Source organism: Sinorhizobium sp. NFACC03, from assembly GCF_900103435.1.
Taxonomy (GTDB): domain Bacteria; phylum Pseudomonadota; class Alphaproteobacteria; order Rhizobiales; family Rhizobiaceae; genus Ensifer.
This window is the reverse complement of sequence record NZ_FMXF01000010.1, coordinates 42,243-63,415: the sequence shown is the minus strand read 5'-3', so window position 1 is coordinate 63,415 and position 21,173 is coordinate 42,243. Positions and strand designations below refer to the sequence as shown.

Genomic DNA, 21,173 nt, shown 5'->3' with positions numbered 1-21,173 from the left:
CGATGAACGCTAACTTCGCAGCCTTCCTCTACCTCGTCTCCGGCGTCCTGTTCGTCATGGCGCTGCGTGGACTTTCGCATCCGACCACCAGCCGCAAGGGCAATACCTACGGCATGGTCGGCATGGGCATTGCCATCGTCACGACGTTGCTTTTGGCAAAGCCCAGCTTCGGTGGCCTGATGCTGATCGTGCTCGGCCTCGCCATCGGCGGCGGCGCCGGTGCTGTCATTGCCCGTCGCATCGCCATGACCTCGATGCCGCAGCTCGTTGCCGCTTTCCACTCGCTGGTCGGTCTTGCCGCCGTCATGGTGGCGGCTGCCGCCATGTACGCGCCGGAAAGCTTCGGCATCGGCACCCTCGGCGACATCCACGCCCAGGCGCTGGTCGAAATGTCGCTTGGCGTCGCCATCGGCGCGATCACCTTTACCGGTTCTGTCATCGCCTTCCTGAAGCTCGACGGGCGCATGTCCGGCAAGCCGATCATGCTTGCGGGACGTCACGCCATCAATGCAGGTCTGGCAATCGCGCTGGTCGTGCTGGTGGTCATGCTCGTGCTGACCCAGAGCACCACGGTGTTCTGGCTGATCGTCGCGCTGTCGCTCGTGCTCGGCGTGCTGATCATCATCCCGATCGGCGGCGCCGACATGCCGGTGGTCGTGTCGATGCTCAACTCCTACTCGGGTTGGGCCGCAGCAGGCATCGGCTTCACGCTCGGCAACCTGGCGCTGATCATCACCGGGGCGCTCGTCGGCTCCTCCGGTGCGATCCTCTCCTACATCATGTGCAAGGGCATGAACCGCTCGTTCATCTCGGTCATCCTCGGCGGCTTCGGGGGCGAGACCGCGGCGGCCGCCAGCGACGATGGCATTCAGCGCACGGTCAAGCAGGGCTCTGCCGACGATGCGGCCTTCCTGATGGCGAACGCCTCCAAGGTGATCATCGTGCCGGGCTACGGCATGGCCGTTGCCCAGGCACAGCATGCGCTGCGCGAAATGGGCGACCAGCTCAAGGCTGCGGGCGTTGAGGTCAAGTACGCGATCCACCCGGTCGCGGGCCGCATGCCCGGCCACATGAACGTGCTGCTCGCGGAAGCGAACGTCCCCTATGACGAAGTGTTCGAGCTCGAGGACATCAACTCCGAATTCGCGCAGGCCGATGTCGCCTATGTCATCGGCGCCAACGACGTCACCAACCCGGCCGCGCGCGATGACAAGTCCTCGCCGATTTACGGCATGCCGATCCTCGACGTCGACAAGGCCAAGACCTGCCTTTTCGTCAAGCGTTCGCTCGGCTCCGGCTATGCCGGCATCGACAACACGCTGTTCTACAAGGATGGCACGATGATGCTGCTCGGCGACGCCAAGAAGGTGACGGAAGATATCGTCAAGGCGCTGCACGCTTAACGCTGTTCGCATCGATCGACAATGAAACGCCCGCCTTTCGGCGGGCGTTTTGCGTTGGAAGGCATTGTGGGGCATGCGACGCATTCCGCAACAAGGCGTCATGCGTCTTCGAGGCCGATCTAACCGGCCGGTGCCAACGTCAGTTGGTCGATGCCGACCGCGACGTTCAGCCCCTCCTGGACCTGAACGTTGACCGGCTGCAGCATGAAGGCCTTGTTCGTGCCACCGCCGATCACTTTGGCGCCGCCGCCGACCGCGAGGCTCGCATCGGCGCCGACGCCGTAGTATTCGCCGGCAAGCGCGAACGCGCTAACCGGCGTTCCGGTCTTGGCAAAGACGTCCCAGACCATCGTGCTTTTGCCCGTCTTGCCGATGTCGATGCCGATCTTGCGGATCGTGCCGGCATAGACGGCCTTCGGTCCGCCATTGGTGGGGGTGAACGTGCACATCAGGTTCTTCGTCGAGGTCACGATCATGCCGGTGCCGCCTTCCGAACCGCAGACGAGACGGCCGAGTGCGACATAGTTCTGCGCGGCGGCCGGGCCGCTGGCAAGCGCGGCCAGTGCCAGCGCAGTGACGAGGGTTCGTTTGATCATGGCTTGGTCTCCGTTCTTACTGCGCCGCGCGTCCCTTAGGGCGCTTGGTCGCGGTAGTACTTCGAATAGCTGCATGTCTTGCCCTTGGATCGGAGCCGATCCGAGGAAACAGGCAGTGTGACGCCTCTGGCAAACGAACGATGGCCGGGAAGGTTCCGCTTTGGCGGAAAGGGCAAGTGGCAACCGGCACAAACCAAAACGCCCGCGAACTGTCGCGGGCGTTTCGAGGAACATGATAGGGAAGGGCTTACGAAGCCTTGACGCGGGCAAGGCCGGCGCGCGCCGGCTCGTATTTCGGGTCGAGCTGCAAGGCGTGCGAATAGGACTTCGATGCCTTGGCCTTGTCGCCCTTGCGCTCGTAGATCAGCGCCTGGTTGGCCCAGGATTCGGCGAGCTTGCCATTGAGGTTGATCGCAGTGTTGAAATCCGAGAAGGCGTTGTCGTCGTCGCCCTGGGCGACATAGGAAATGCCGCGGCCGTTATAGGGCTCCGGCGAGCTCGGCGACAGCGAGATCGCGGTCGAGAAGTCTTCGATCGCCTGACCGTGCTGGTTGCGTGCCTGGTAGATCAGGCCGCGATTGTGATAGGCGCGGGGATCGGTCGTGTCGAGCTGGATCGCCTTGTTGAAATCGTTGAAGGCGGAATCGAGCTGGCCGGCCTGGCGATAGAGGTTGCCGCGGCCGATATAGGCGACGTCGTAGTTGGCGTTGAGCTGCAGCGCCATGTTGTAGTCGGCAAGCGCCGCCTGGGTGTTGCCCATGTTGCGGTGAACCAGCGCCCGGTTGGCATAGGCCTGGTAGAAGCGTGGGTTCAGCTGGATCGCCTGGCCGAAATCGGCAATGGCGCGGCGGTATTCGCCGGCGCGGCCATAGGACGAGCCGCGGACATTGTAGCCTTCGGGATCGCTCGGGTTGGAGGCGATGACGCTCGAGAGCGAGGCGATGTTTTCCTGCGAGCCCTGTTCGCGCTCGACCTTGTTGGTCATCGAGTCCGGGCCGTCGGTCGTGCAGCCTGCGAGAAGAAGGACCGAACCAAGGAGCAGCATGGCGGCAAGCCTCGGCTTGCGCTGGTGGCGGCGAGACGCCTCATGGACAGTAAAACCGGAGACGTCCGCAGTCATGGCAGCAAGTGTCAAAGGTTGATCCCTCAAATCGACAAGGTCTCGAAAGCTATCGGCTTCCGTTCCTACAGCGCCGCGTGTCTTCATGACGCGCCAAGGTCGCTGTAACACGTTGAGTTTCTGCATAATTCTGCCCTTAAATCGAACCCGATTTAAGGAACTATGCAGTAGAGCCGCTGAAACTCCCGCGGACTCCGCAGCCGGGCTTCATCGTGCCTCGGCAAGCCGTCCGGTTAAACGCTCCGGCCGGCCATCCGTCACCGGCAGCGTCGATCACGCTAGCCTGTCGGCGGAAAAGATGTCCATACCAAAAAAAGGCGGTGGCGATATTTCGCCCCCGCCACGACTTACATCGGAAAGCGTCGAAAAAACGACAAATCAGCGGGCCAGGAGGCCTTCGCGCTGTGCACGCTTGCGTGCCAGCTTGCGGACGCGGCGAACGGCTTCAGCCTTTTCGCGGGCGCGCTTCTGGGACGGCTTTTCATAGAAATCGCGCATCTTCATTTCGCGGAAAATGCCTTCGCGCTGCATCTTCTTCTTGAGAGCGCGGAGCGCCTGATCGACATTGTTATCGCGGACAAGTACCTGCACGTGAAATCCCGTTCCTTTGGTTCGAGTTGTTTGTGACTCCGTCAGGTGCCGGAGGCAAAAGAATGACATTCGCTAAGCTGGAAGCTTTACGATTAGAGGAGCGGATACCAGATCATCAGGCGAAAGTCCAGCGACGACATGAGGAAGCGCTGAAAAATCCTGGGATGCGGGGCGGCACCTGTTCCCGCCCCGGAAGTAGCCGATCGGAGACCATGTCGCAACTGCGCGCAAGTCCACGCAATTGCGTCGCAAAAGAAACGTTGCGCGGGCGTCGGATTTGCGATCTCTAACGCCAATGAGAACGGGGTTCATGGAGTGAGGCCGATGCGCAAATATTCAGTTTTCGCCGTGGCGCGCGAGGCGTTGCGCGGCCACAAGGGGTGGGCGCCGCAATGGGCGTCGCCGGAGCCGCGCAAAGAGTATGATGCGATCATCATCGGCGGTGGTGGCCATGGCCTCGGTGCGGCCTATTACCTCGCCAAGGAGCACGGCATCACCAATGTCGCGGTGCTCGAAAAGGGTTGGATCGGCGGCGGCAATACCGGTCGCAACACCACGATCATCCGGTCCAACTATCTCTATGAAGAGAGCATGGACATCTACGAGCATTCGCTGAAGCTCTGGGAAAACCTGTCGCAGGATCTGAACTACAACGTCATGTATTCGCCGCGCGGCGTCATGATGCTGTCGCACAACATCCACGACCAGCAGTCGTTCAAGCGCCATATCAATGCCAACCGCCTCTACGGCATCGACAATGAATGGCTGACGCCGGAACAGGCCAAGGCCTATTGTCCGCCGCTCGATATCGCCAAGACGGCGCGTTACCCGATCAACGGCGCGGCCCTTCAGCGCCGCGGCGGCACGGCCCGCCACGATGCGGTTGCCTGGGGTTACGCACGCGCCGCCTCTGACCGCGGCGTGCACATCATCCAGAACTGCGAAGTGACCGGCATCCGCCGTGACGAGATCGGCCGGGTCGTCGGCGTCGACACCAACCGCGGTTACATCGGTGCCAAGAAGGTCGGCGTCTCCGCCGCCGGCCATTCCTCGGTGCTGATGCAGATGGCCGACGTGCGTGTGCCGCTGCAGAGCCAGCCGCTGCAGGCATTGGTCTCCGAGCCGCTGAAGCCGATCTTCCCCTGCGTCGTCATGTCGAACTCGGTGCATGCCTATATATCGCAGTCCGACAAGGGCGAGTTCGTCATCGGCGCCGGCACCGACCAGTACAATTCCTATTCGCAGACCGGCGGCCTGCAGATCATCACCCATACGCTGGATGCGATCTGCGAGCTCTTTCCGATGTTCCGCCGCGTCAAGATGATGCGGCAGTGGGGCGGCATCGTCGACGTCACCCAGGACCGCTCGCCGATCCAGGGGGTCACACCGGTTCCGGGCCTGTTCCTGAATGCCGGCTGGGGTACGGGCGGCTTCAAGGCGACGCCGGGCTCGGCCAATCTCTTCGCCCATCTGATCGCCAAGGGCGAGCCGCATCGTCTCGCCGCGGGCCTGACGCTGGAGCGCTTCCGCACCGGCCGGCTCATCGACGAGGCGGCTGCCGCTGCCGTTGCGCACTGAGGATTTCGAGATGCTTCTGATCTACTGCCCCTATTGCGAAGAAGAGCGCTCCGAGCTCGAATTCCGCGGCGCCGGCGACGCCCATATCGCCCGTCCGACCAACATCGCCGACATCACCGACGAGGAATTCGAGGAATATTTCTTCCTGCGTCAGAACCCGAAGGGTCTGATCTTCGAGCGTTGGCGCCATATCCATGGCTGCGGCCGTTTCTTCAACGCCGCGCGCGACACGGTCAGCGACCGCTTCTACACCACTTACAAGGCTGGCGAGCCGAAGCCTGATATCGCCGCCATTCTTGAGAGCGAGCAGGATAAGGGAGCTGCGAAATGATGGGGGCCAATCGCATTCCAGGCGTCGGCCGACTGACACCTGCCCGCACCGCGCGCTTTACCTTCGACGGCCGCACGTTGACGGCGCTCGAGGGCGACACCGTCGCCTCGGCGCTGCTGGCCAACGGCATTCATCTCGTCGGTCGTTCGTTCAAGTATCACCGCCCGCGCGGCATTCTGTCGGCCGGTGCGGAAGAGCCGAACGCGCTGCTCGACGTCTCGCGTGATGCCGCCCGTCGCCAGCCGAACGTGCGCGCCACGGTGCAGGAAGTCTTCGACGGCATGAAGGTGGAATCGCAGAACCGCTGGCCGTCGCTCGCCTTCGACGTCGGCGGTCTCAACGATCTCATGTCGCCGTTCTTCGCCGCCGGCTTCTACTACAAGACCTTCATGTGGCCGAAGGCCGCCTGGCACGCGATCTATGAACCCTTCATCCGCCGCGCGGCCGGTCTCGGCGTCGCCCCGACGGAAGCCGATCCGGATCACTATGCGAGCCGCTACGCCCATTGCGACGTTCTCGTCATCGGTGCCGGGGTTGCCGGACTTTCGGCAGCACTTGCCGCCGCCAAGGCGGGCGCCAAGGTAATCATCTGCGACGAACAGCCGGAAGTGGGCGGTGCGCTGCGCTATGAAAGCGGCACGACGATCGACGGCAAGGACGGCTGGGACTGGGCGCAGGAGACTGCCAAGGCGCTTGCCGCCATGGACAACGTCACGCTTTTGACCCGCACCACCGGGTTCGGCTACTACAACCACAATTTCGTCGGCCTGGTCGAACGGGTGACCGATCATCTGGCGGCGCTCGACAAGTCGCTGCCGCGCGAGCGGCTGTGGCAGGTGCGCGCCAAGAAAGTGATCCTCGCCAACGGCCAGATCGAACGGCACATGGTGTTTGCCAACAACGACCGGCCGGGCATCATGCTCGCTTCGGCCGGCCGCACCTATCTCAACCATTTCGGCGTCGCCGTCGGCTCGAAGGTGGGCGTCTACACCGCCCATGACTCCGCCTATGAAGCCGCCTTCGACCTGAAGCGCGCCGGTGTTACCGTGGCGGCCATCGTCGATTGCCGCGAGAATCCCGGCGAGGCGGTTCTCGCCGAGGCACGCCGTCTCGGCATCGAAGTGCTGACCGGGCATTCGGTGATCAAGGCCGGCGGCAAGCTGCGCGTGAACTCGATCAGCGTTGCCCGCAACGGTGGCGGTTCGGCCCGCAAGATCGCCGTCGACGCGCTGCTGGTCTCGGCCGGCTGGACGCCGTCGGTGCACCTCTTCTCGCAGTCGCGCGGCAAGGTGAAGTTCGATGCGGCAACGCAGCGCTTCCTGCCCGGCACCTATCTGCAGGATTGCCTGTCGATCGGCGCCTGCAACGGCACCGACGATCTTCAGGCAACGATCGACGAGGCGCTTGCCGCCGGCGAACTGACCGCCCGTGCGGCCGGTGCCGAAGGCGGGGCGCAGGTGGCGCTTTCTGGTGAAAATCGCTTCGGCTGGACCGGCGGCATGATCGGCGCTGCGGAAGGGGCTGGCCCCGACACGACGGTCAAGGCCTTCATCGACTTCCAGCACGACGTTTGCGCCAAGGACATCCGACTGGCGGTGCGCGAAGGCATGCACTCGATCGAGCATATCAAGCGCTTCACCACCAACGGCATGGCGTCCGACCAGGGCAAGCTGTCCAACATGCACGGTCTGGCGATCGCCGCCGAAGCGCTTGGCAAGGACATCCCTCAGGTGGGCCTCACCACCTTCCGCCAGCCCTATACGCCGATAACCTTCGGCGCGATCGTCAACCATTCGCGTGGACCCCTGTTCGATCCGGCGCGCAAGACGCCCATCCATGCCTGGGAGGAGGCGCATGGCGCCGAGTTCGAAGACGTTGGCAACTGGAAGCGCGCCTGGTTCTATCCGCGCGCCGGCGAAGACATGCACGAGGCGGTCGGGCGCGAATGCAAGACCGTGCGTGACGTCGCCGGTGTCTTCGACGCCTCGACGCTCGGCAAGATCGAGGTCGTCGGCCCGGATGCCGCGCAGTTCCTCAATCTCATGTACACCAATGCCTGGGACAACCTGAAGCCGGGCCGCTGCCGCTACGGGATCATGCTGCGCGACGACGGCTTCGTCTATGACGACGGCGTGGTCGGCCGCCTGGCAGAGGACCGCTTCCACGTGACGACGACGACCGGCGGTGCGCCGCGCGTCATGAACCACATGGAAGACTATCTGCAGACCGAGTTCCCGCATCTGAAGGTGTGGCTGACCTCGACGACGGAACAGTGGGCCGTCATCGCCGTCCAGGGGCCGAAGGCACGCGAGATCATCGCGCCGCTGGTTGAAGGCATCGACCTTTCCAACGAGGCCTTCCCGCATATGAGCGTTGCCGAAGGCAAGATCTGCGGCGTCCCGACCCGGCTCTTCCGCATGTCGTTCACTGGCGAGCTCGGCTTCGAAGTCAACGTGCCTGCCGATTATGGCCAGGCGGTCTGGGAAGCGATCTGGGCGCGGGCCGAGCCAATGGGCGCCTGTGCCTACGGTACCGAAACCATGCACGTGCTGCGCGCCGAGAAGGGCTACATCATCGTCGGCCAGGATACCGACGGTACGCTGACGCCCGACGATGCCGGCCTCTCCTGGGCGGTGTCGAAGAAGAAGCCCGACTTCGTCGGTATCCGCGGCCTGAAGCGCCCGGATCTCGTCAAGGATGGCCGCAAACAGCTCGTTGGCCTGCTCACCAAGGATCCGAACGTGGTGCTGGAGGAGGGGGCGCAGATCGTCGCCGATCCGAACCAGCCAAAGCCGATGACCATGCTTGGCCATGTGACGTCGTCCTACTGGTCGGAAAACTGCGGTCGTTCGATCGCGCTGGCGATGGTTGCCGGCGGGCGCGAGCGCCTCGGCCAGACACTCTACGTGCCGATGGCCGATCGCACGATCGCCGTCGAGGTGAGCGACATGGTGTTCTTTGACAAGGAAGGGGGTCGCCTCCATGGTTGATCAGGCAATTGCAAGCCGCAAGGCGGCGCTCACCTCGCGCGGCGGCTCGGCCGAAGCGATCCTGACGCCGGCACCGGCGGCGACACGCATCTCGTTGCGCGCCGGTGCCGATGCACTGCCGGCGCTCTCGGCAGCGCTCGGCGTCACCCTGCCGACGCGGCCGAAGACCTCGGCCTCATCAGGCCAGCGTCATGCCCTGTGGATCGGGCCGGACGAGTGGCTGGTGTTCGATGAAGGCGAAGCCGACCTGATGGCGGCGGCTGCTTCGAGCGGGACACTACATTCGGCGGTCGACATTTCGCATCGCAACGTTGCCGTCATCGTCAGCGGTGCGGGCGCGCACGTGGCTGTTAACAGCGGCTGCCCGCAGGATCTGTCGCTGCCGATCTTCCCTGTCGGCGCCTGCTCGCGCACCATCTTCGGCAAGGCGGAGATCATTCTCCTCCGCACCGGTGAGGACCAGTTCCGGGTCGAGTGCTGGCGGTCGTTCTCGCCCTTCGTCTTCGGTCTGCTGTCCGAAGGTGCTGCCGACGCGGGGCATTGAATAGAAGAGCCGGGAAGTGCCTGCAAGCGCTTCCCGGCTTTCTCAGACCGTCTGAAAATTGTCCGCTCTCATTGTGCTGGCAGGACGCGTGGGCCATGCCGCCTCAAGCGTCGGCGGGGCGATCCTTCGGATCGAACTGGATGATCGTCTGCCAGGTGGCCGTCAGCGCCGGCTTGCGCTCGCCCTCGATTTCGACGCTGACGTCGTAGGTGATCATCAGCATGCTGGCGCCGCGGAAGCGCGCATCGGCCATCACGAAGTGGCCGCGCACCTTGGCGCCGCTCTTCACCGGAGCGATGAAGCGCACTTTTTCGAAGCCGTAATTGATGCCCATGGTCTGTTCGCGGATCTTCGGCAGGCAATTGTAGTTCATGGCCGAAAGCAGCGAGAGCGACAGGAACCCGTGTGCAATCGTGCCGCCAAAGGGTGTTTCGGCGGCGGCGCGGACCGGATCGACGTGGATATACTGGTAGTCGCTGGTCGCTTCGGCGAACTTGTCGATCGTTTCCTGAGTGACCGTGATCCAGTCGGAAACGCCGACCTCCTTGCCGACCAGTACCTTGATCTCAGAAAGTGATATGTCCTGCAGCATGTAAACGCCCCGAAACAAGCCCCCCGAACGATCTATAGGCCCGCCCGGTGCAACCTGCAAGCGGTGGAAAAGCTTTAGAAAACTTCGACAAGGAAGGTGACGGACCGCGGCGCGACATGGTCTGGAATGGCAGGTCTTGCCAGCACGTTCTGCCACTTTCCGTCGATGCTGTCGGGGAGCCTGACGGGGTGGGGCGCGTGGCTGCGGTTGATGACGACGGCAAGGCGCGTCGCCCGCTTCTGCGTGCGGTCACGGGTGGCGAGCACAATCATCAGATTGTCCGTCGCCGGATGCTCCCAGTCGCCGACGGCCATGGGCTGTCCGTCCAGCCGCCGCCAATCGACATCGCCGTTTCCGGTCAGGAACGCGGTCTCATCGAAAACGCTGAAACGGCCGCGCATTGCTGACAGGGCGGCAGTGTGGGCGACGATATCGTCGTCCATCGCGGTCCAGTCGAGCCAGGTGATGGCGTTGTCCTGACAATAGGCGTTGTTGTTGCCGTTCTGGCTGCGCCCGCCTTCGTCGCCGGCCGTCAGCATGATCGTCCCGCGGGAGGAAAACAGCGTGCCGATGAGCGCCATCACGTCATGACGTCGGGCCGTCAGGATTTCCGGATCTCCGGTGGCGCCTTCCGCGCCGTTGTTCCAGGAGTGGTTCTCGTTGTGGCCGTCGCGGTTCTCTTCGCCGTTCGCCTCGTTGTGTTTGCCGGCATAGGAGACAATGTCGGCGAGCGTGAAGCCGTCATGGGCGGCGATGAAGTTGACGGTGCGTGTCCCGCTCTCGCCCCAGCGGGCAAAACTGCCAGACGAGCCGGCGAGCGCCGTCGCCAAGGCGCCGATCGCATGACGGTCGCCGCGCCAGTAGATGCGCATGTCGTCGCGCGCGCGGTCGTTCCATTCAAGGAAGGGGGAGGGGAAGTTGCCGAGCTGGTAGCCGGCCGGGCCGACGTCCCAGGGTTCGGCGATCAGCACGCGGTCGGCAAGCAGCGGATCGGCCGAGATCGCCTGGAAGAGCCGGGCGTCGCGATGGAACCCACCCATGTCGCGGCCGAGGATCGAGGCAAGGTCGAAGCGGAAGCCGTCGACACCGGCGGCACGCACGAAATAGCGCAGGCTGTCGAGGATCAGCGCCTCGACCACCGGGTGGTCGCAGGCAATGGTATTGCCGCAGCCGGTGTCGTTAATGAGTTCGCCCGGGCGGTCGGTGACATGACGATAATAGGTCAGGTTGTCGAGGCCGCGCATCGACAGCGTGGTGCCGAAGCGGTCGCTTTCGCCGGAGTGGTTGAAGACGAGATCGAGGATGACGCCGATGCCGGCCTTGCGCAGCACCTCGACCGTCTTGCGCAGTTCCTTGATACCGCCCGGAACCAGGCGCGGATCGAGCGCCATCGGCGCGATCGGATTGTAGCCCCAGCCGTTCCTGAGACCGAGGGGCGGCAGGTGGCGTTCGTCGATCCAGGCGACGATCGGCATCAGTTCGATCGCGGAAACACCGAGGCGCTTGAGATGCTCGATGATGACGGGCTCGGCCAGTGCCGCCACGGTGCCACGCTTGGCTTCCGGGATATCCGGATGGAGGATCGTGAAGGGCTTGACGGCGATCTCGTAGATAAGGCCGCCAGCACGGAAGAGTGGCGCCTTCGGCTTGACGATCTTCGCCTCGGTGACAATGGCTTTTGGCACCAGATCAGCGGTGTCTTCGCCAAAAATCATTAGGCGCGGATCATGCTGGAATGCTCGGTCGAGTTCGACGGCATAGGGATCGACCAGGAGCTTAGAGGGGTCGAACCAGAGCCCGTGGTCGGGGGAATAGACGCCATCGGCGCGAAAGCCGTAGCGCGTGCCCTTCGCGGCATCGGTGATCGTCAGGCTGTGCAGGTCGCCCTTGCGCGCCATCGGTAGCTGCCGCAATTGCCTGGAGCCGGTCTTGTCGAAGAGGCAGAGATCGATGCGCGCGGCGTTGCGCGACCAGACGGAAAACACTGTGCCCTCAGGCGTGACGGTGGCGCCGAGGGGTGGATTTCCGGTGGTCGGCATGAAGGCGGCCCTCTTGTTCTAGATGTGCCCGAACACCCCCTCTGCCCTTCCGGGCAAAGGGGGTGTTCGGTCGACAGAAAAAGGGCCGCATAAAGCGGCCCAGTATCTCAGGTGATGACGCTCGGCTCGGTGCGGCCGGTGCGGGTCTTGATGCCGGCGATCTCGTCGGCAACGGCGATGAGATCGGCCAGTGCTCCTTGCGTCTCCATGCCATGTCGCGCCGCATCCGGCTCGAAGCGCTCGATGTAGACGCGTAAAGTCGCGCCCGAGGTGCCGGTGCCTGACAGGCGGAAGACGACGCGCGAGCCGCCCTCGAAGAGGATGCGGATGCCCTGGTTCTTGCTGACGGAATGATCGACCGGGTCGTTGTAGGCGAAGTCGTCCGATGTCGCCACCTTGAGCGCGCCGAAGGACTTGCCAGGCAGGCTGGCAAGCTGGTCGCGCAGGTTGGCGATCAGACCGTTGGCGGCATCGCTATCCACTTCCTCGTAGTCGTGGCGCGAGTAGTAGTTGCGGCCGTAGGTCGCCCAGTGCTTCTGAGCGATGTCGAGGGCACTTTCCTTGCGCACGGCGAGAATGTTGAGCCAGAGCAAGACGGCCCAGAGGCCGTCCTTTTCACGTACATGGTTGGAGCCGGTGCCGGCACTTTCCTCGCCGCAGATCGTCGCCATGCCCTCGTCGAGCAGGTTGCCGAAGAACTTCCAGCCGGTCGGCGTCTCGTAGATGCCGATGCCGAGCTTCTCGGCGACGCGGTCGGCCGCGCCGCTGGTCGGCATCGAACGGGCAATGCCGGCAAGGCCCTTGGCGTAGCCGGGTGCCAGATGCGCGTTGGCGGCAAGCATCGCGAGGCTGTCGGAGGGCGTGATAAAGATGCCGCGGCCGATGACGAGATTGCGGTCGCCGTCGCCATCAGAGGCGGCGCCAAAATCCGGCGCGTCGGGCGCCATCATCGTCTCATAGAGCGCGCGGGCGTGCACCAGGTTCGGGTCCGGGTGGTGGCCGCCGAAGTCCGGCAGCGGAATGAAGTTCATGACCGAGCCCTTGGGGGCGCCCAAGCGTTTCTCGATGATCTCCTTGGCGTAGGGACCGGTCACCGCGCTCATGGCGTCGAAGACGACGCGGAAGCCGCCCGAGATCAGCTTGCGGATGGCTGCGAAGTCGAACAGGCTTTCCATCAGCTCGGCGTAGTCGGCCACCGGATCGATGACGGTCACCGTCATGCCGTCGATCTCCTGGCTGCCTTCGGCATCGAGGTTGATGTCGGCGACGTCAGACGTCTTGTAGCTGTCGATCACCTTGCTGCGGGCATAGATCGCGTCGGTGACCTTTTCCGGTGCCGGGCCGCCATTGCCGATATTGTATTTGATGCCGAAATCTTCCGTTGGGCCGCCGGGATTGTGGCTGGCCGAGAGCACAATACCGCCAAAGGCTTTGTATTTGCGGATGACGTTGGAGGCGGCCGGCGTCGACAGAATGCCGCCACGGCCGACGAGTACGCGGCCGAAGCCGTTCGCCGCCGCCATCTTGATGGCGATCTGGATGACTTCGCGGTTGTAGTAGCGGCCGTCGCCGCCGATCACCAGTGTTTCGCCCTGAAAGCCTTCGAGCGAATCGAAGATCGACTGGATGAAGTTCTCGGCGTAGTTCTTCTGCTGGAAGACCGGGACCTTCTTGCGCAGCCCCGACGTGCCAGGTTTCTGGTCGCCATAGGGGGTTGTGGTAACCGTTCTTTTCATGCTGACTTAACCTTTCCCGAGAAGACCGGAATATAGAGAGACGTAACGATCGGCACTTGTGGCCCAGGAAACGTCCGATTTCATGCCCTGGGTCTGAATTTTCGCCCAGACCTTGGGTTCGCTGTATGCACGCAGCACGCGCCGGATCGCAAGCCGCAGCCCGTCGGCATTCACTGGCGTGAACTGGAAGCCGGTGGCGACCTTGGCCGCAAGCCCGGCCTCGTTCGCGTCGATGATAGTATCGGCAAGCCCGCCGGTCCGGGCGACAACCGGCACGCAACCGTAGCGCAGGCCATAGAGTTGGGTCAGCCCGCAGGGCTCAAATCGCGACGGGATGAGGATCGCGTCGGACCCCGCCTGCATCAGGTGCGACAGCGGCTCGTTGTAGCCAGTGACCATGCCGATATGGCCACGATGGCGGGAGGCGGCGGCCAGCAGCGCGCCTTCGAGCGCCGCATCGCCAGAACCGAGCACGACGAGCTTGCCATCCATAGCGACGATTTCGTCCGCGACCTCGGCGACGAGGTCCATGCCTTTCTGCCAGGTCAGCCGGCTGACGACGCAGAAGATCGGGCCGTTGCCCTTTTCGAGGCCGAAGCGTTCTTCGAGCGCCCGGCGGTTGCCGGCGCGCTGCTTCAAGGTCGTCGCGCTGAAATGCTGGGCGATGTGCGGATCGGTCTGCGGATCCCAGATATCGGCGTCGATGCCGTTGACGATGCCCGAGAGATCGGCGACGCGGCTCTTCAACAGGCCTTCGAGGCCCATGCCGAATTCCGGCGTCAGGATCTCCTGTGCATAGGACGGGCTGACCGTGGTGACCGCGTTTGCGGTCTGCAGACCGCCCTTCAGAAAGCCGACATCGCCGTAGTATTCGACGAACTGCATCGAGAAGGCTTCCGGGGGAAGCGCAAGCTCGGGGAAGACCGAGGCGCCGAATTGGCCCTGAAAGGCGATATTGTGGATCGTCATGACCGTCGGGGTCGCGGCAGCGGAGCCGAAATGCATGTAAACCGGCGTCAACGCCGTCTGCCAGTCATGAGCGTGGACGATATCGGGCTTCCAGCCGGAAACGACATCGCCGCCGGCGATCTCGGCCGCCGCAAGCGAGAGTGCTGCGAAGCGGCGGAAATTATCGACATAGTCGCGGCCGGTCGCATCGACGTAAGGCCCGCCGTCGCGCGCGTAGAGTGCGGCCTGATCAAGGACCAGCAGGTCGAGCCCGTCGACCTCGGCGGCGAGAATTGTCGCCGGATTGCCGAACAGGTTGGCGAAACTGCCGACCTTCTTTTTCTTCTTCAGCTTCTGCAGCACGGCAGGATAGCCGGGCACCAGGGTGCGGGTCTTGACGCCGTGCGGCACAAGCGCTGCCGGGAGCGCGCCGACGACATCGGCGAGCCCCCCGGTCTTGATCAGCGGATAGACTTCGGACGCAACGGACAGGACGTTCATGGAGTGCCTACATTCCCAGCTTGTCGATCATCGTTTGCGTGATCAGGCAGACGCCGTTCTCCGAACGCCGGAAACGCTTGGCATCGAGCTCCGGATCGTCACCGACAACGAGCCCCTCCGGGATCACGACACGGCTGTCGATGACCACGTTGCTCAAGAGCGCATGGCGACCGATCTTCACATCGGGAAGAACTACGGCATTCTCCAGACGGGAATATGAATTAACTCTGACGCCTGTGAATAAAAGGCTGCGGTTGAGCGCAGCACCGGAGATGATGCAGTCGCCGGAGATGAGCGACGACGTCGCCGAGCCGCGCCGGTTCTCGTCGTCATGCACGAATTTCGCCGGCGGCTTGATCTCGGCAAAAGTCCAGATCGGCCAGGTGCTGTCGTAGATGTCGAGCTCGGGCGTCACATGGGTCAGGTCGATATTGGCCTGCCAGTAGGCATCGATCGTGCCGACGTCGCGCCAATAGGCCTCGCGCTCGAAATCGGACCGCACGCAGGACTGAGCAAAGCGGTGGGCGACGGCTTTGCCGTTGTCGACGATGTAGGGAATGATGTCCTTGCCGAAGTCGCGGCTCGATTTCGAATCGGCGGCGTCGCGGCGCAGGAGATCCATCAGGAACTTCGTGTGGAAAACATAGATGCCCATGGAGGCAAGCGCCATGTCGGGATTGCCGGGAATGCCGGGCGGATCGGCCGGTTTCTCGACGAAGGCGATGATGCGGTCCTTGTCGTCGACATGCATGACGCCGAAGCCGGTCGCTTCCATGCGTGGCACTTCGAGGCAGCCGATGGTGACGTCGGCGCCGGAATCGACGTGCTGCTGCAGCATCAATTCGTAGTCCATCTTGTAAATATGGTCGCCGGCAAGGATCACCATGTACTCGACGCCGTGGTCCTCGATGATGTCAATGTTCTGATAGACGGCATCGGCGGTGCCCTCGTACCACTGCGTTTCGGAAACGCGTTGGCTGGCGGGCAGGATGTCGAAGCTTTCGTTTCGCTCGGGGCGGAAGAAGTTCCAGCCGCGCTGCAGGTGTCGGATCAGGGAATGCGCCTTGTACTGGGTGGCGACGCCGATGCGGCGGATACCGGAGTTCAGCGCATTCGATAGCGCGAAGTCGATGATGCGGGCCTTGCCGCCGAAATAGACCGCCGGCTTCGCCCGTCGGTCCGTCAGTTCTTTCAGACGACTGCCGCGACCGCCAGCGAGAACATAGGCCATGGCATCACGTGCCAGAGGTTGCGAACGCTTTTCCACCATTTGTCCTCCCCAATCATTGACTTCCGGGGTCGTCACGGCGGCTTTTGGCGACGCCTTGCGGCCCTCGAATTTTACAGTCTCGTTCCGCCTGCCGATTTCGGCGGGCGGACCGGATGAAGTTTACTCCTGCTCCAGCATCAGTGTCGCCAGCGGCGGCAGCGTGATGTTGGCCATGATCGCTCCCGTGGTGCTCTTCCCGGCATAGACGGCGCCGCCGTTGCCCTTGCCGCTTCCTCCGTAGATTTCCGCGTCAGAGTTGAGGATCTCCTTCCAGCGACCTTCAACCGGCAGCGGGATGGCGTAGCTCTCCCGGTACACGGGGGTGAAATTGGTGATGACGGCGACGAGTTTTTCACCGGGCGCCTTGCGCAGCCAGGCAAAGACCGAATTGTCGCGGTCGTCGGCAAGCAGCCACTCAAAGCCGTCGCCTTCGCAATCGCGGGCATGAAGGGCGGGCTTGGCGCGGTAGGTGCCGTTGAGGTCACGCACGAGGCGCCGCATGCCCTCGTGCAGGTGATATTCGAGCAGGTTCCAGTCGAGCGCGCGCTCCTCGGACCACTCGCGCCATTGCGCGAATTCCTGTCCCATGAACAGGAGCTTCTTGCCGGGATAGCCCCACATGAAGGCGTAATAGGCCCTGAGATTGGCAAACTTCTGCCAGTCGTCGCCGGCCATCTTGGCGATCAGCGATCCCTTGCCGTGCACGACTTCGTCATGGGACAGCGGCAAAACGAAGTTTTCGCTGAAGGCGTAGAGCAGGCCGAAGGTCAGGTCATTGTGGTGGAACTTGCGGTGCACCGGCTCGCGCGACAGATATTGCAGCGTGTCGTGCATGAAGCCCATGTTCCACTTGAAGCCGAAGCCGAGACCCCCGGCATGGACCGGATGCGATACATTCGGCCAGGAGGTCGATTCCTCGGCGATCGTCAGGATGCCCTTATGGGATCCGTAGATTTCCGTGTTCAGCGTCTGCAGGAAGCGAACCGCCTCAAGGTTCTCGTTGCCGCCATACTCGTTCGGCACCCACTCGCCGTGCTTGCGCGAGTAGTCGAGGTAGAGCATCGAGGCGACCGCGTCGACGCGCAGGCCGTCGACATGGAACTTCTCTGCCCAATAAAGCGCGTTGTTGACGAGGAACGACAGGACTTCCTGGCGGCCGAAATTGTAGATTGCGGTGTTCCAGTCCGGGTGAAAGCCTTGGCGTGGATCTTCGTGTTCGTAAAGTGCCGTGCCGTCGAACCAGCGCAAACCGTGCTCGTCGGTCGGGAAATGCGCCGGCACCCAGTCGAGGATGACGCCGATGCCGACCTTGTGGCAGCCGTTGACGAAACGCGCGAAGCCTTCCGGCTCGCCGAAGCGGGCGGTGGGCGCATAGAGCCCTGTCGTCTGGTAGCCCCAGGACGGATCGAAGGGAAACTCGGAGATCGGCAGGAACTCGATATGGGTGAAGCCCATGTCGACGCAATAGGGGATCAGCCGGTCCGCCAGTTCGTCCCAGGAGAGCATTTCGCCATTGTCGCGGCGCTGCCAGGAGCCGGCATGGACCTCGTAGATCGAGATCGGCTGGCGACGGGCATCGACCGTTGCCCAATGCTTGCGATGTGCCTCGTCGTCCCAGGTTTGCGCAATCTCCGGCGTCGTCACGGAAGCGGTGTTGGGGCGAAGCTCGGAGCGCCGGGCAAAAGGATCGGCTTTCAACGGCAGCCGCGTACCGTTGCGATCGAGGATCTCGTATTTATAGGCGAGGCCGCCTTCGACGCCGGGAATGAAGATTTCCCAGATGCCGGTGTCGGTGCGCAGCCGCATGACGTGTCGCCGGCCGTCCCAGTCGTTGAACTGGCTGACGACGGAAACGCGCTTGGCATTGGGTGCCCAGACGGCGAAGTGGTAGCCGTCGGCACCGTCGTGGTGGATCGGGTGCGCGCCCATCTTGTCGAAGAGCCGGAGGTGCGAACCTTCGCGGATGTAGTAGTCGTCCATCGGGCCGAGCACCGGACCGAAGCTATAGGGATCGACGACGATCCATTCGCCGCCCTCATTGCGGGCGCGGTAGCGCACCGGCTGCGGTTTCTTCAGCGACACGGACCCTTCGAAGAAGCCGGCGTCGTCACGTCGCTCGAGCGTGCCGAGTTCCTTGCCGGCGAGCGTTTCCACCGTCACGGTCTCGGCATCGGGGATGAAGCAGCGGGCAAGGACGGCCTTGCCGGCGGGGTGCACGCCGAGGACCGCGAAGGGGTCTTCGTGCGTGCCCGAAAGAATGGCCGCGATATCCGGCGCTGACAGCAGACCTGAAGCTGCGGGTTCCGGGTCCTTGCCGGCCGAAGGCGTCATCCAGCTCTCCAGATTTCCCCGGCATATTGCCGGATGGTGCGATCGGATGAGAACCAGCCCATCCGTGCGGTGTTGCGGATCGCTTGCGCATACCAGTCGGACGGTGTCGTCCAGAGCTGGTCGATCTCGCGCTGCGCCTTGGCATAGGCCTCGAAATCGGCCGCAACCATGAACCAGTCGTGATTGTAGATGCCGTCGATAAGACCGGAGAAGCGATTGCGGTCGTCCGGCGAGAAGACGCCCGAGGCGATCGCCTGCAGTGCCTGCGACAGCTCGCGCGATCCTTCGATGATGGCGCGCGGATTGTGGCCCTCGGCGCGGGCCTTCGTCACCTCTTCGGCGGTCATGCCGAAGATCTTGATGTTTTCCTCGCCGATCCAGTCGCGCATCTCGACGTTCGCGCCGTCAAGCGTGCCGATCGTCAAGGCGCCGTTCAGCGCGAACTTCATGTTGCCGGTGCCAGACGCTTCCATGCCGGCGGTCGAGATCTGCTCGGAGAGGTCGGCGGACGGAACCATGATCTCGGCGAGCGAGACGTTGTAGTTCGGCACGAAGACGATCTTCAAGAGGCCGCGCACTGCCGGGTCGTTGTTGACGACGCGGGCGACGTCGTTGGCGAGTTTGATGATCAGCTTGGCATTGTGATAGCTGGGCGCCGCCTTGCCGGCGAAGAGCTTGACGCGCGGGACCCAATCGAGTTCCGGATGCGAGCGGATCTGGTCGTAGAGCGCCACCGCCTCGATGATATTCAGAAGCTGGCGCTTGTATTCGTGGATGCGCTTGATCTGGATGTCGAACATCGCCGACGGATCGAGCCTGATGCCGAGCCGGCTCTGAACGAGCTGGGCGAGGCGGACCTTGTTGGCGCGCTTGACGGCGGCGAAATGCTCCTGGAAATCCGCCTTGTCCGCAAAGGCATCGAGTGCCTGCAGCGCCTCGGTATTGTCCATGAACTCGTCGCCGATCGCGTCGCGGATCAGGCCGAAAAGACCGGGATTGCACTGCATCAGCCAGCGGCGCGGGGTGATGCCGTTGGTCTTGTTGTTGATGCGATCGGGATAAAGCCTGTGCAGGTTGGCAAAGACCGTTTCCTTCATCAGCTCCGTATGCAGTGCCGAAACGCCATTGATCGAATGCGAACCGACGAAGGCAAGGTTGCCCATGCGCACGCGACGTTCGCCGCTCTCGTCGATCAGCGAGATGTTGCGGATCTCGTCGTCCGTTGCGCCCTTCTGCCGGCGAGCCTCGATGAGGATCTTGGCGTTGATCGCGTAGACGATCTGCATGTGGCGCGGCAGCAGCCGCTCGATGAGCGGCACCGGCCAGCTTTCGAGCGCCTCCGGCAGAAGCGTGTGGTTGGTGTAGGAGATCGTGCGGCGGGTGATGTCCCAGGCCTGCTCGAAATCGAGGCCGTGCAGATCCGTCAGGAGGCGCACCAGTTCGGCAACGGAGATGGCCGGGTGGGTGTCGTTCAACTGAATGGCGACGGCGTCCGGCAGCGAGGTGAAGTCCGGATATTGCTGCAGATGCCGGCGCAGGATGTCCTGCAGAGAGGCGGAGGAGAAGAAATATTCCTGGCGCAGCCGCAGTTCCTGGCCGGCAGGCGTCGCGTCGGCGGGGTAGAGAACGCGGGTCAGGCTTTCCGCCTTGTTGCTCTCCCGCAGCGCGCCGATGTGGTCGCCGGCGTTGAAGGCGGCAAGCAGGATCGGGTCGATCGGCTGCGCCGTCCAGAGGCGAAGCGTGTTGACGCGTTTTGCCCGCCAGCCGACGGCGGGCGTATCGAAGGCTGTGGCGATGACGCGTTCGGCCGGCTTCCAGACGAAACGTTGGATTTCCTCATCGACATTGGCGGTTTCGACCACCCCGCCGAAGCCGATTTCGTAGGAGCTTTCGCGCCGCTCGAACTCCCAGGGATTGCCGTGGGCAAGCCAGGTTTCCGGCAACTCCACCTGCCAGCCATCGGCCATCTGCTGGCGGAAGAGGCCGTGCATGTAGCGGATGCCGTAGCCATAGGCGGGCACGTCGACGGTCGCCATCGATTCCATGAAACAGGCGGCGAGACGGCCAAGACCGCCATTGCCGAGCGCCGCATCCGGCTCGAGTTCGGCAACGACATCGATATCGACACCGAGCGAAGCGAGCGCATCACGCATCTCGTCCATCAGGCCGATATTGGTCATGGCGTCGCGCATCAGCCGGCCGATGAGAAATTCGAGCGAGAGGTAGTAAACGCGCTTGGCACCGGTCGCATAGGTCTTGCGGGTGGAATCCATCCACTTGTCGGTGATGCGGTCGCGGGCGACCAGGATCGCGGCCGTCAGCCAGTCGTGCGGCTTGGCAACCTTCGGATCCTTGCCGATGCGATACTTCAGGCGTTCGAGGATTTCGACGGCGAGCTGGCCGGGTTCGGACGACCTCAGGGCGGGCTGCGGCACGTCGTTGGTGGAGAGCCTGTTCATCATGAAACTGTCTTTACCCTTTTGCGTTGGGAGGTCGCAGGCCGGACCCGACCGGGGATAAAGGCAATTTATGCATCGATCCGAAGCGCTTGCAACAGATGTTTTTAAATGGATTAGAACTGTCTCAAACGGTGGGAAGTCGTT

General features: G+C 63.2%; 15 protein-coding genes. 5 read left to right on the top strand and 10 right to left on the bottom strand.

Going from position 1 to position 21,173, the window contains the following annotated elements:
* Positions 1 to 2: 2 nt before the first annotated feature.
* The gene (locus BLU35_RS14800; RefSeq protein WP_093233545.1) at positions 3 to 1,403 is read left to right on the top strand and encodes an NAD(P)(+) transhydrogenase (Re/Si-specific) subunit beta; all 1,401 of its coding nucleotides are present in this window, start codon (positions 3 to 5) and stop codon (positions 1,401 to 1,403) included.
* 119 nt (positions 1,404 to 1,522) lie between these two features.
* On the opposite strand, the gene BLU35_RS14795 is transcribed toward BLU35_RS14800, so the two are convergent.
* The 3 genes from BLU35_RS14795 to rpsU all read right to left on the bottom strand — a co-directional run bounded on the left by BLU35_RS14795 (position 1,523) and on the right by rpsU (position 3,710).
* Complete coding sequence (locus tag BLU35_RS14795; RefSeq protein WP_058326849.1) at positions 1,523 to 1,999, bottom strand: DUF992 domain-containing protein; 477 nt, start codon at positions 1,997 to 1,999, stop codon at positions 1,523 to 1,525.
* Positions 2,000 to 2,246: 247 nt separating this feature from the next.
* Positions 2,247 to 3,134 (bottom strand): tetratricopeptide repeat protein, encoded by an 888-nt coding sequence (locus BLU35_RS14790; protein WP_093233544.1) that lies wholly within the window; start codon positions 3,132 to 3,134, stop codon positions 2,247 to 2,249.
* 363 nt (positions 3,135 to 3,497) lie between these two features.
* Positions 3,498 to 3,710 carry a 30S ribosomal protein S21 gene (rpsU, locus tag BLU35_RS14785; RefSeq protein WP_012709405.1) on the bottom strand — a complete coding sequence of 71 codons (213 nt, stop codon included), beginning with the start codon at positions 3,708 to 3,710 and terminating at the stop codon, positions 3,498 to 3,500.
* Positions 3,711 to 4,034: 324 nt separating this feature from the next.
* Here rpsU and BLU35_RS14775 point away from each other — a divergent pair, with 324 nt between their 5' ends.
* Genes BLU35_RS14775 through soxG form a run of 4 tightly spaced genes read left to right on the top strand, consistent with a single transcriptional unit; the run spans position 4,035 to position 9,153 of the window.
* Positions 4,035 to 5,288, top strand: coding sequence for a sarcosine oxidase subunit beta family protein (locus BLU35_RS14775; RefSeq protein ID WP_093233543.1), 1,254 nt, complete (start codon positions 4,035 to 4,037; stop codon positions 5,286 to 5,288).
* A 10-nt stretch (positions 5,289 to 5,298) separates the two neighbouring features.
* Positions 5,299 to 5,619: a sarcosine oxidase subunit delta gene (locus BLU35_RS14770; RefSeq protein WP_093233542.1), complete on the top strand. Its 321-nt coding sequence runs from the start codon at positions 5,299 to 5,301 to the stop codon at positions 5,617 to 5,619.
* Entirely contained in the window at positions 5,616 to 8,609 is a 2,994-nt protein-coding gene (locus tag BLU35_RS14765; protein ID WP_093233541.1) for a sarcosine oxidase subunit alpha, read from the top strand. Before BLU35_RS14770 ends, BLU35_RS14765 begins: the two co-directional genes overlap by 4 nt.
* On the top strand, positions 8,602 to 9,153 hold the full coding sequence (soxG, locus tag BLU35_RS14760; protein WP_093233540.1) for a sarcosine oxidase subunit gamma family protein: 552 nt from the start codon (positions 8,602 to 8,604) through the stop codon (positions 9,151 to 9,153). Before BLU35_RS14765 ends, soxG begins: the two co-directional genes overlap by 8 nt.
* Before the next feature lie 103 nt (positions 9,154 to 9,256).
* Here soxG and BLU35_RS14755 read toward each other — a convergent pair whose 3' ends face one another.
* The 7 genes from BLU35_RS14755 to BLU35_RS14725 form a co-directional block, all read right to left on the bottom strand.
* Entirely contained in the window at positions 9,257 to 9,745 is a 489-nt protein-coding gene (locus BLU35_RS14755; protein WP_057254595.1) for a MaoC family dehydratase, read from the bottom strand.
* A gap of 74 nt (positions 9,746 to 9,819) precedes the next feature.
* Positions 9,820 to 11,784: a glycogen debranching protein GlgX gene (gene glgX / locus BLU35_RS14750; RefSeq protein ID WP_093233539.1), complete on the bottom strand. Its 1,965-nt coding sequence runs from the start codon at positions 11,782 to 11,784 to the stop codon at positions 9,820 to 9,822.
* Positions 11,785 to 11,891: 107 nt separating this feature from the next.
* The gene (locus BLU35_RS14745; protein WP_093233538.1) at positions 11,892 to 13,520 is read right to left on the bottom strand and encodes an alpha-D-glucose phosphate-specific phosphoglucomutase; all 1,629 of its coding nucleotides are present in this window, start codon (positions 13,518 to 13,520) and stop codon (positions 11,892 to 11,894) included.
* 6 nt (positions 13,521 to 13,526) lie between these two features.
* Entirely contained in the window at positions 13,527 to 14,969 is a 1,443-nt protein-coding gene (gene glgA / locus BLU35_RS14740; protein ID WP_093233537.1) for a glycogen synthase GlgA, read from the bottom strand.
* A 7-nt stretch (positions 14,970 to 14,976) separates the two neighbouring features.
* On the bottom strand, positions 14,977 to 16,239 hold the full coding sequence (gene glgC / locus BLU35_RS14735; protein ID WP_093233536.1) for a glucose-1-phosphate adenylyltransferase: 1,263 nt from the start codon (positions 16,237 to 16,239) through the stop codon (positions 14,977 to 14,979).
* A 120-nt stretch (positions 16,240 to 16,359) separates the two neighbouring features.
* A complete protein-coding gene (gene glgB / locus BLU35_RS14730) occupies positions 16,360 to 18,570 on the bottom strand; it encodes a 1,4-alpha-glucan branching protein GlgB (RefSeq protein WP_093233535.1) in 2,211 nt (736 codons plus the stop codon).
* A complete protein-coding gene (locus tag BLU35_RS14725; RefSeq protein ID WP_093233534.1) occupies positions 18,567 to 21,032 on the bottom strand; it encodes a glycogen/starch/alpha-glucan phosphorylase in 2,466 nt (821 codons plus the stop codon). Before BLU35_RS14725 ends, glgB begins: the two co-directional genes overlap by 4 nt.
* Positions 21,033 to 21,173: the final 141 nt, after the last annotated feature.

Excerpts from the sequence above, each read along its gene's own strand:
- BLU35_RS14800 (WP_093233545.1), top strand. The coding sequence starts at position 3 with ATGAACGCTAACTTCGCAGCCTTCCTCTACCTCGTCTCCGGCGTCCTG.
- BLU35_RS14795 (WP_058326849.1), bottom strand. The coding sequence starts at position 1,999 with ATGATCAAACGAACCCTCGTCACTGCGCTGGCACTGGCCGCGCTTGCC.
- BLU35_RS14775 (WP_093233543.1), top strand. The coding sequence starts at position 4,035 with ATGCGCAAATATTCAGTTTTCGCCGTGGCGCGCGAGGCGTTGCGCGGC.
- BLU35_RS14770 (WP_093233542.1), top strand. The coding sequence starts at position 5,299 with ATGCTTCTGATCTACTGCCCCTATTGCGAAGAAGAGCGCTCCGAGCTC.
- BLU35_RS14765 (WP_093233541.1), top strand. The coding sequence starts at position 5,616 with ATGATGGGGGCCAATCGCATTCCAGGCGTCGGCCGACTGACACCTGCC.
- soxG (WP_093233540.1), top strand. The coding sequence starts at position 8,602 with ATGGTTGATCAGGCAATTGCAAGCCGCAAGGCGGCGCTCACCTCGCGC.
- BLU35_RS14755 (WP_057254595.1), bottom strand. The coding sequence starts at position 9,745 with ATGCTGCAGGACATATCACTTTCTGAGATCAAGGTACTGGTCGGCAAG.
- glgX (WP_093233539.1), bottom strand. The coding sequence starts at position 11,784 with ATGCCGACCACCGGAAATCCACCCCTCGGCGCCACCGTCACGCCTGAG.
- BLU35_RS14745 (WP_093233538.1), bottom strand. The coding sequence starts at position 13,520 with ATGAAAAGAACGGTTACCACAACCCCCTATGGCGACCAGAAACCTGGC.
- glgA (WP_093233537.1), bottom strand. The coding sequence starts at position 14,969 with ATGAACGTCCTGTCCGTTGCGTCCGAAGTCTATCCGCTGATCAAGACC.
- glgC (WP_093233536.1), bottom strand. The coding sequence starts at position 16,239 with ATGGTGGAAAAGCGTTCGCAACCTCTGGCACGTGATGCCATGGCCTAT.
- glgB (WP_093233535.1), bottom strand. The coding sequence starts at position 18,570 with ATGACGCCTTCGGCCGGCAAGGACCCGGAACCCGCAGCTTCAGGTCTG.
- BLU35_RS14725 (WP_093233534.1), bottom strand. The coding sequence starts at position 21,032 with ATGATGAACAGGCTCTCCACCAACGACGTGCCGCAGCCCGCCCTGAGG.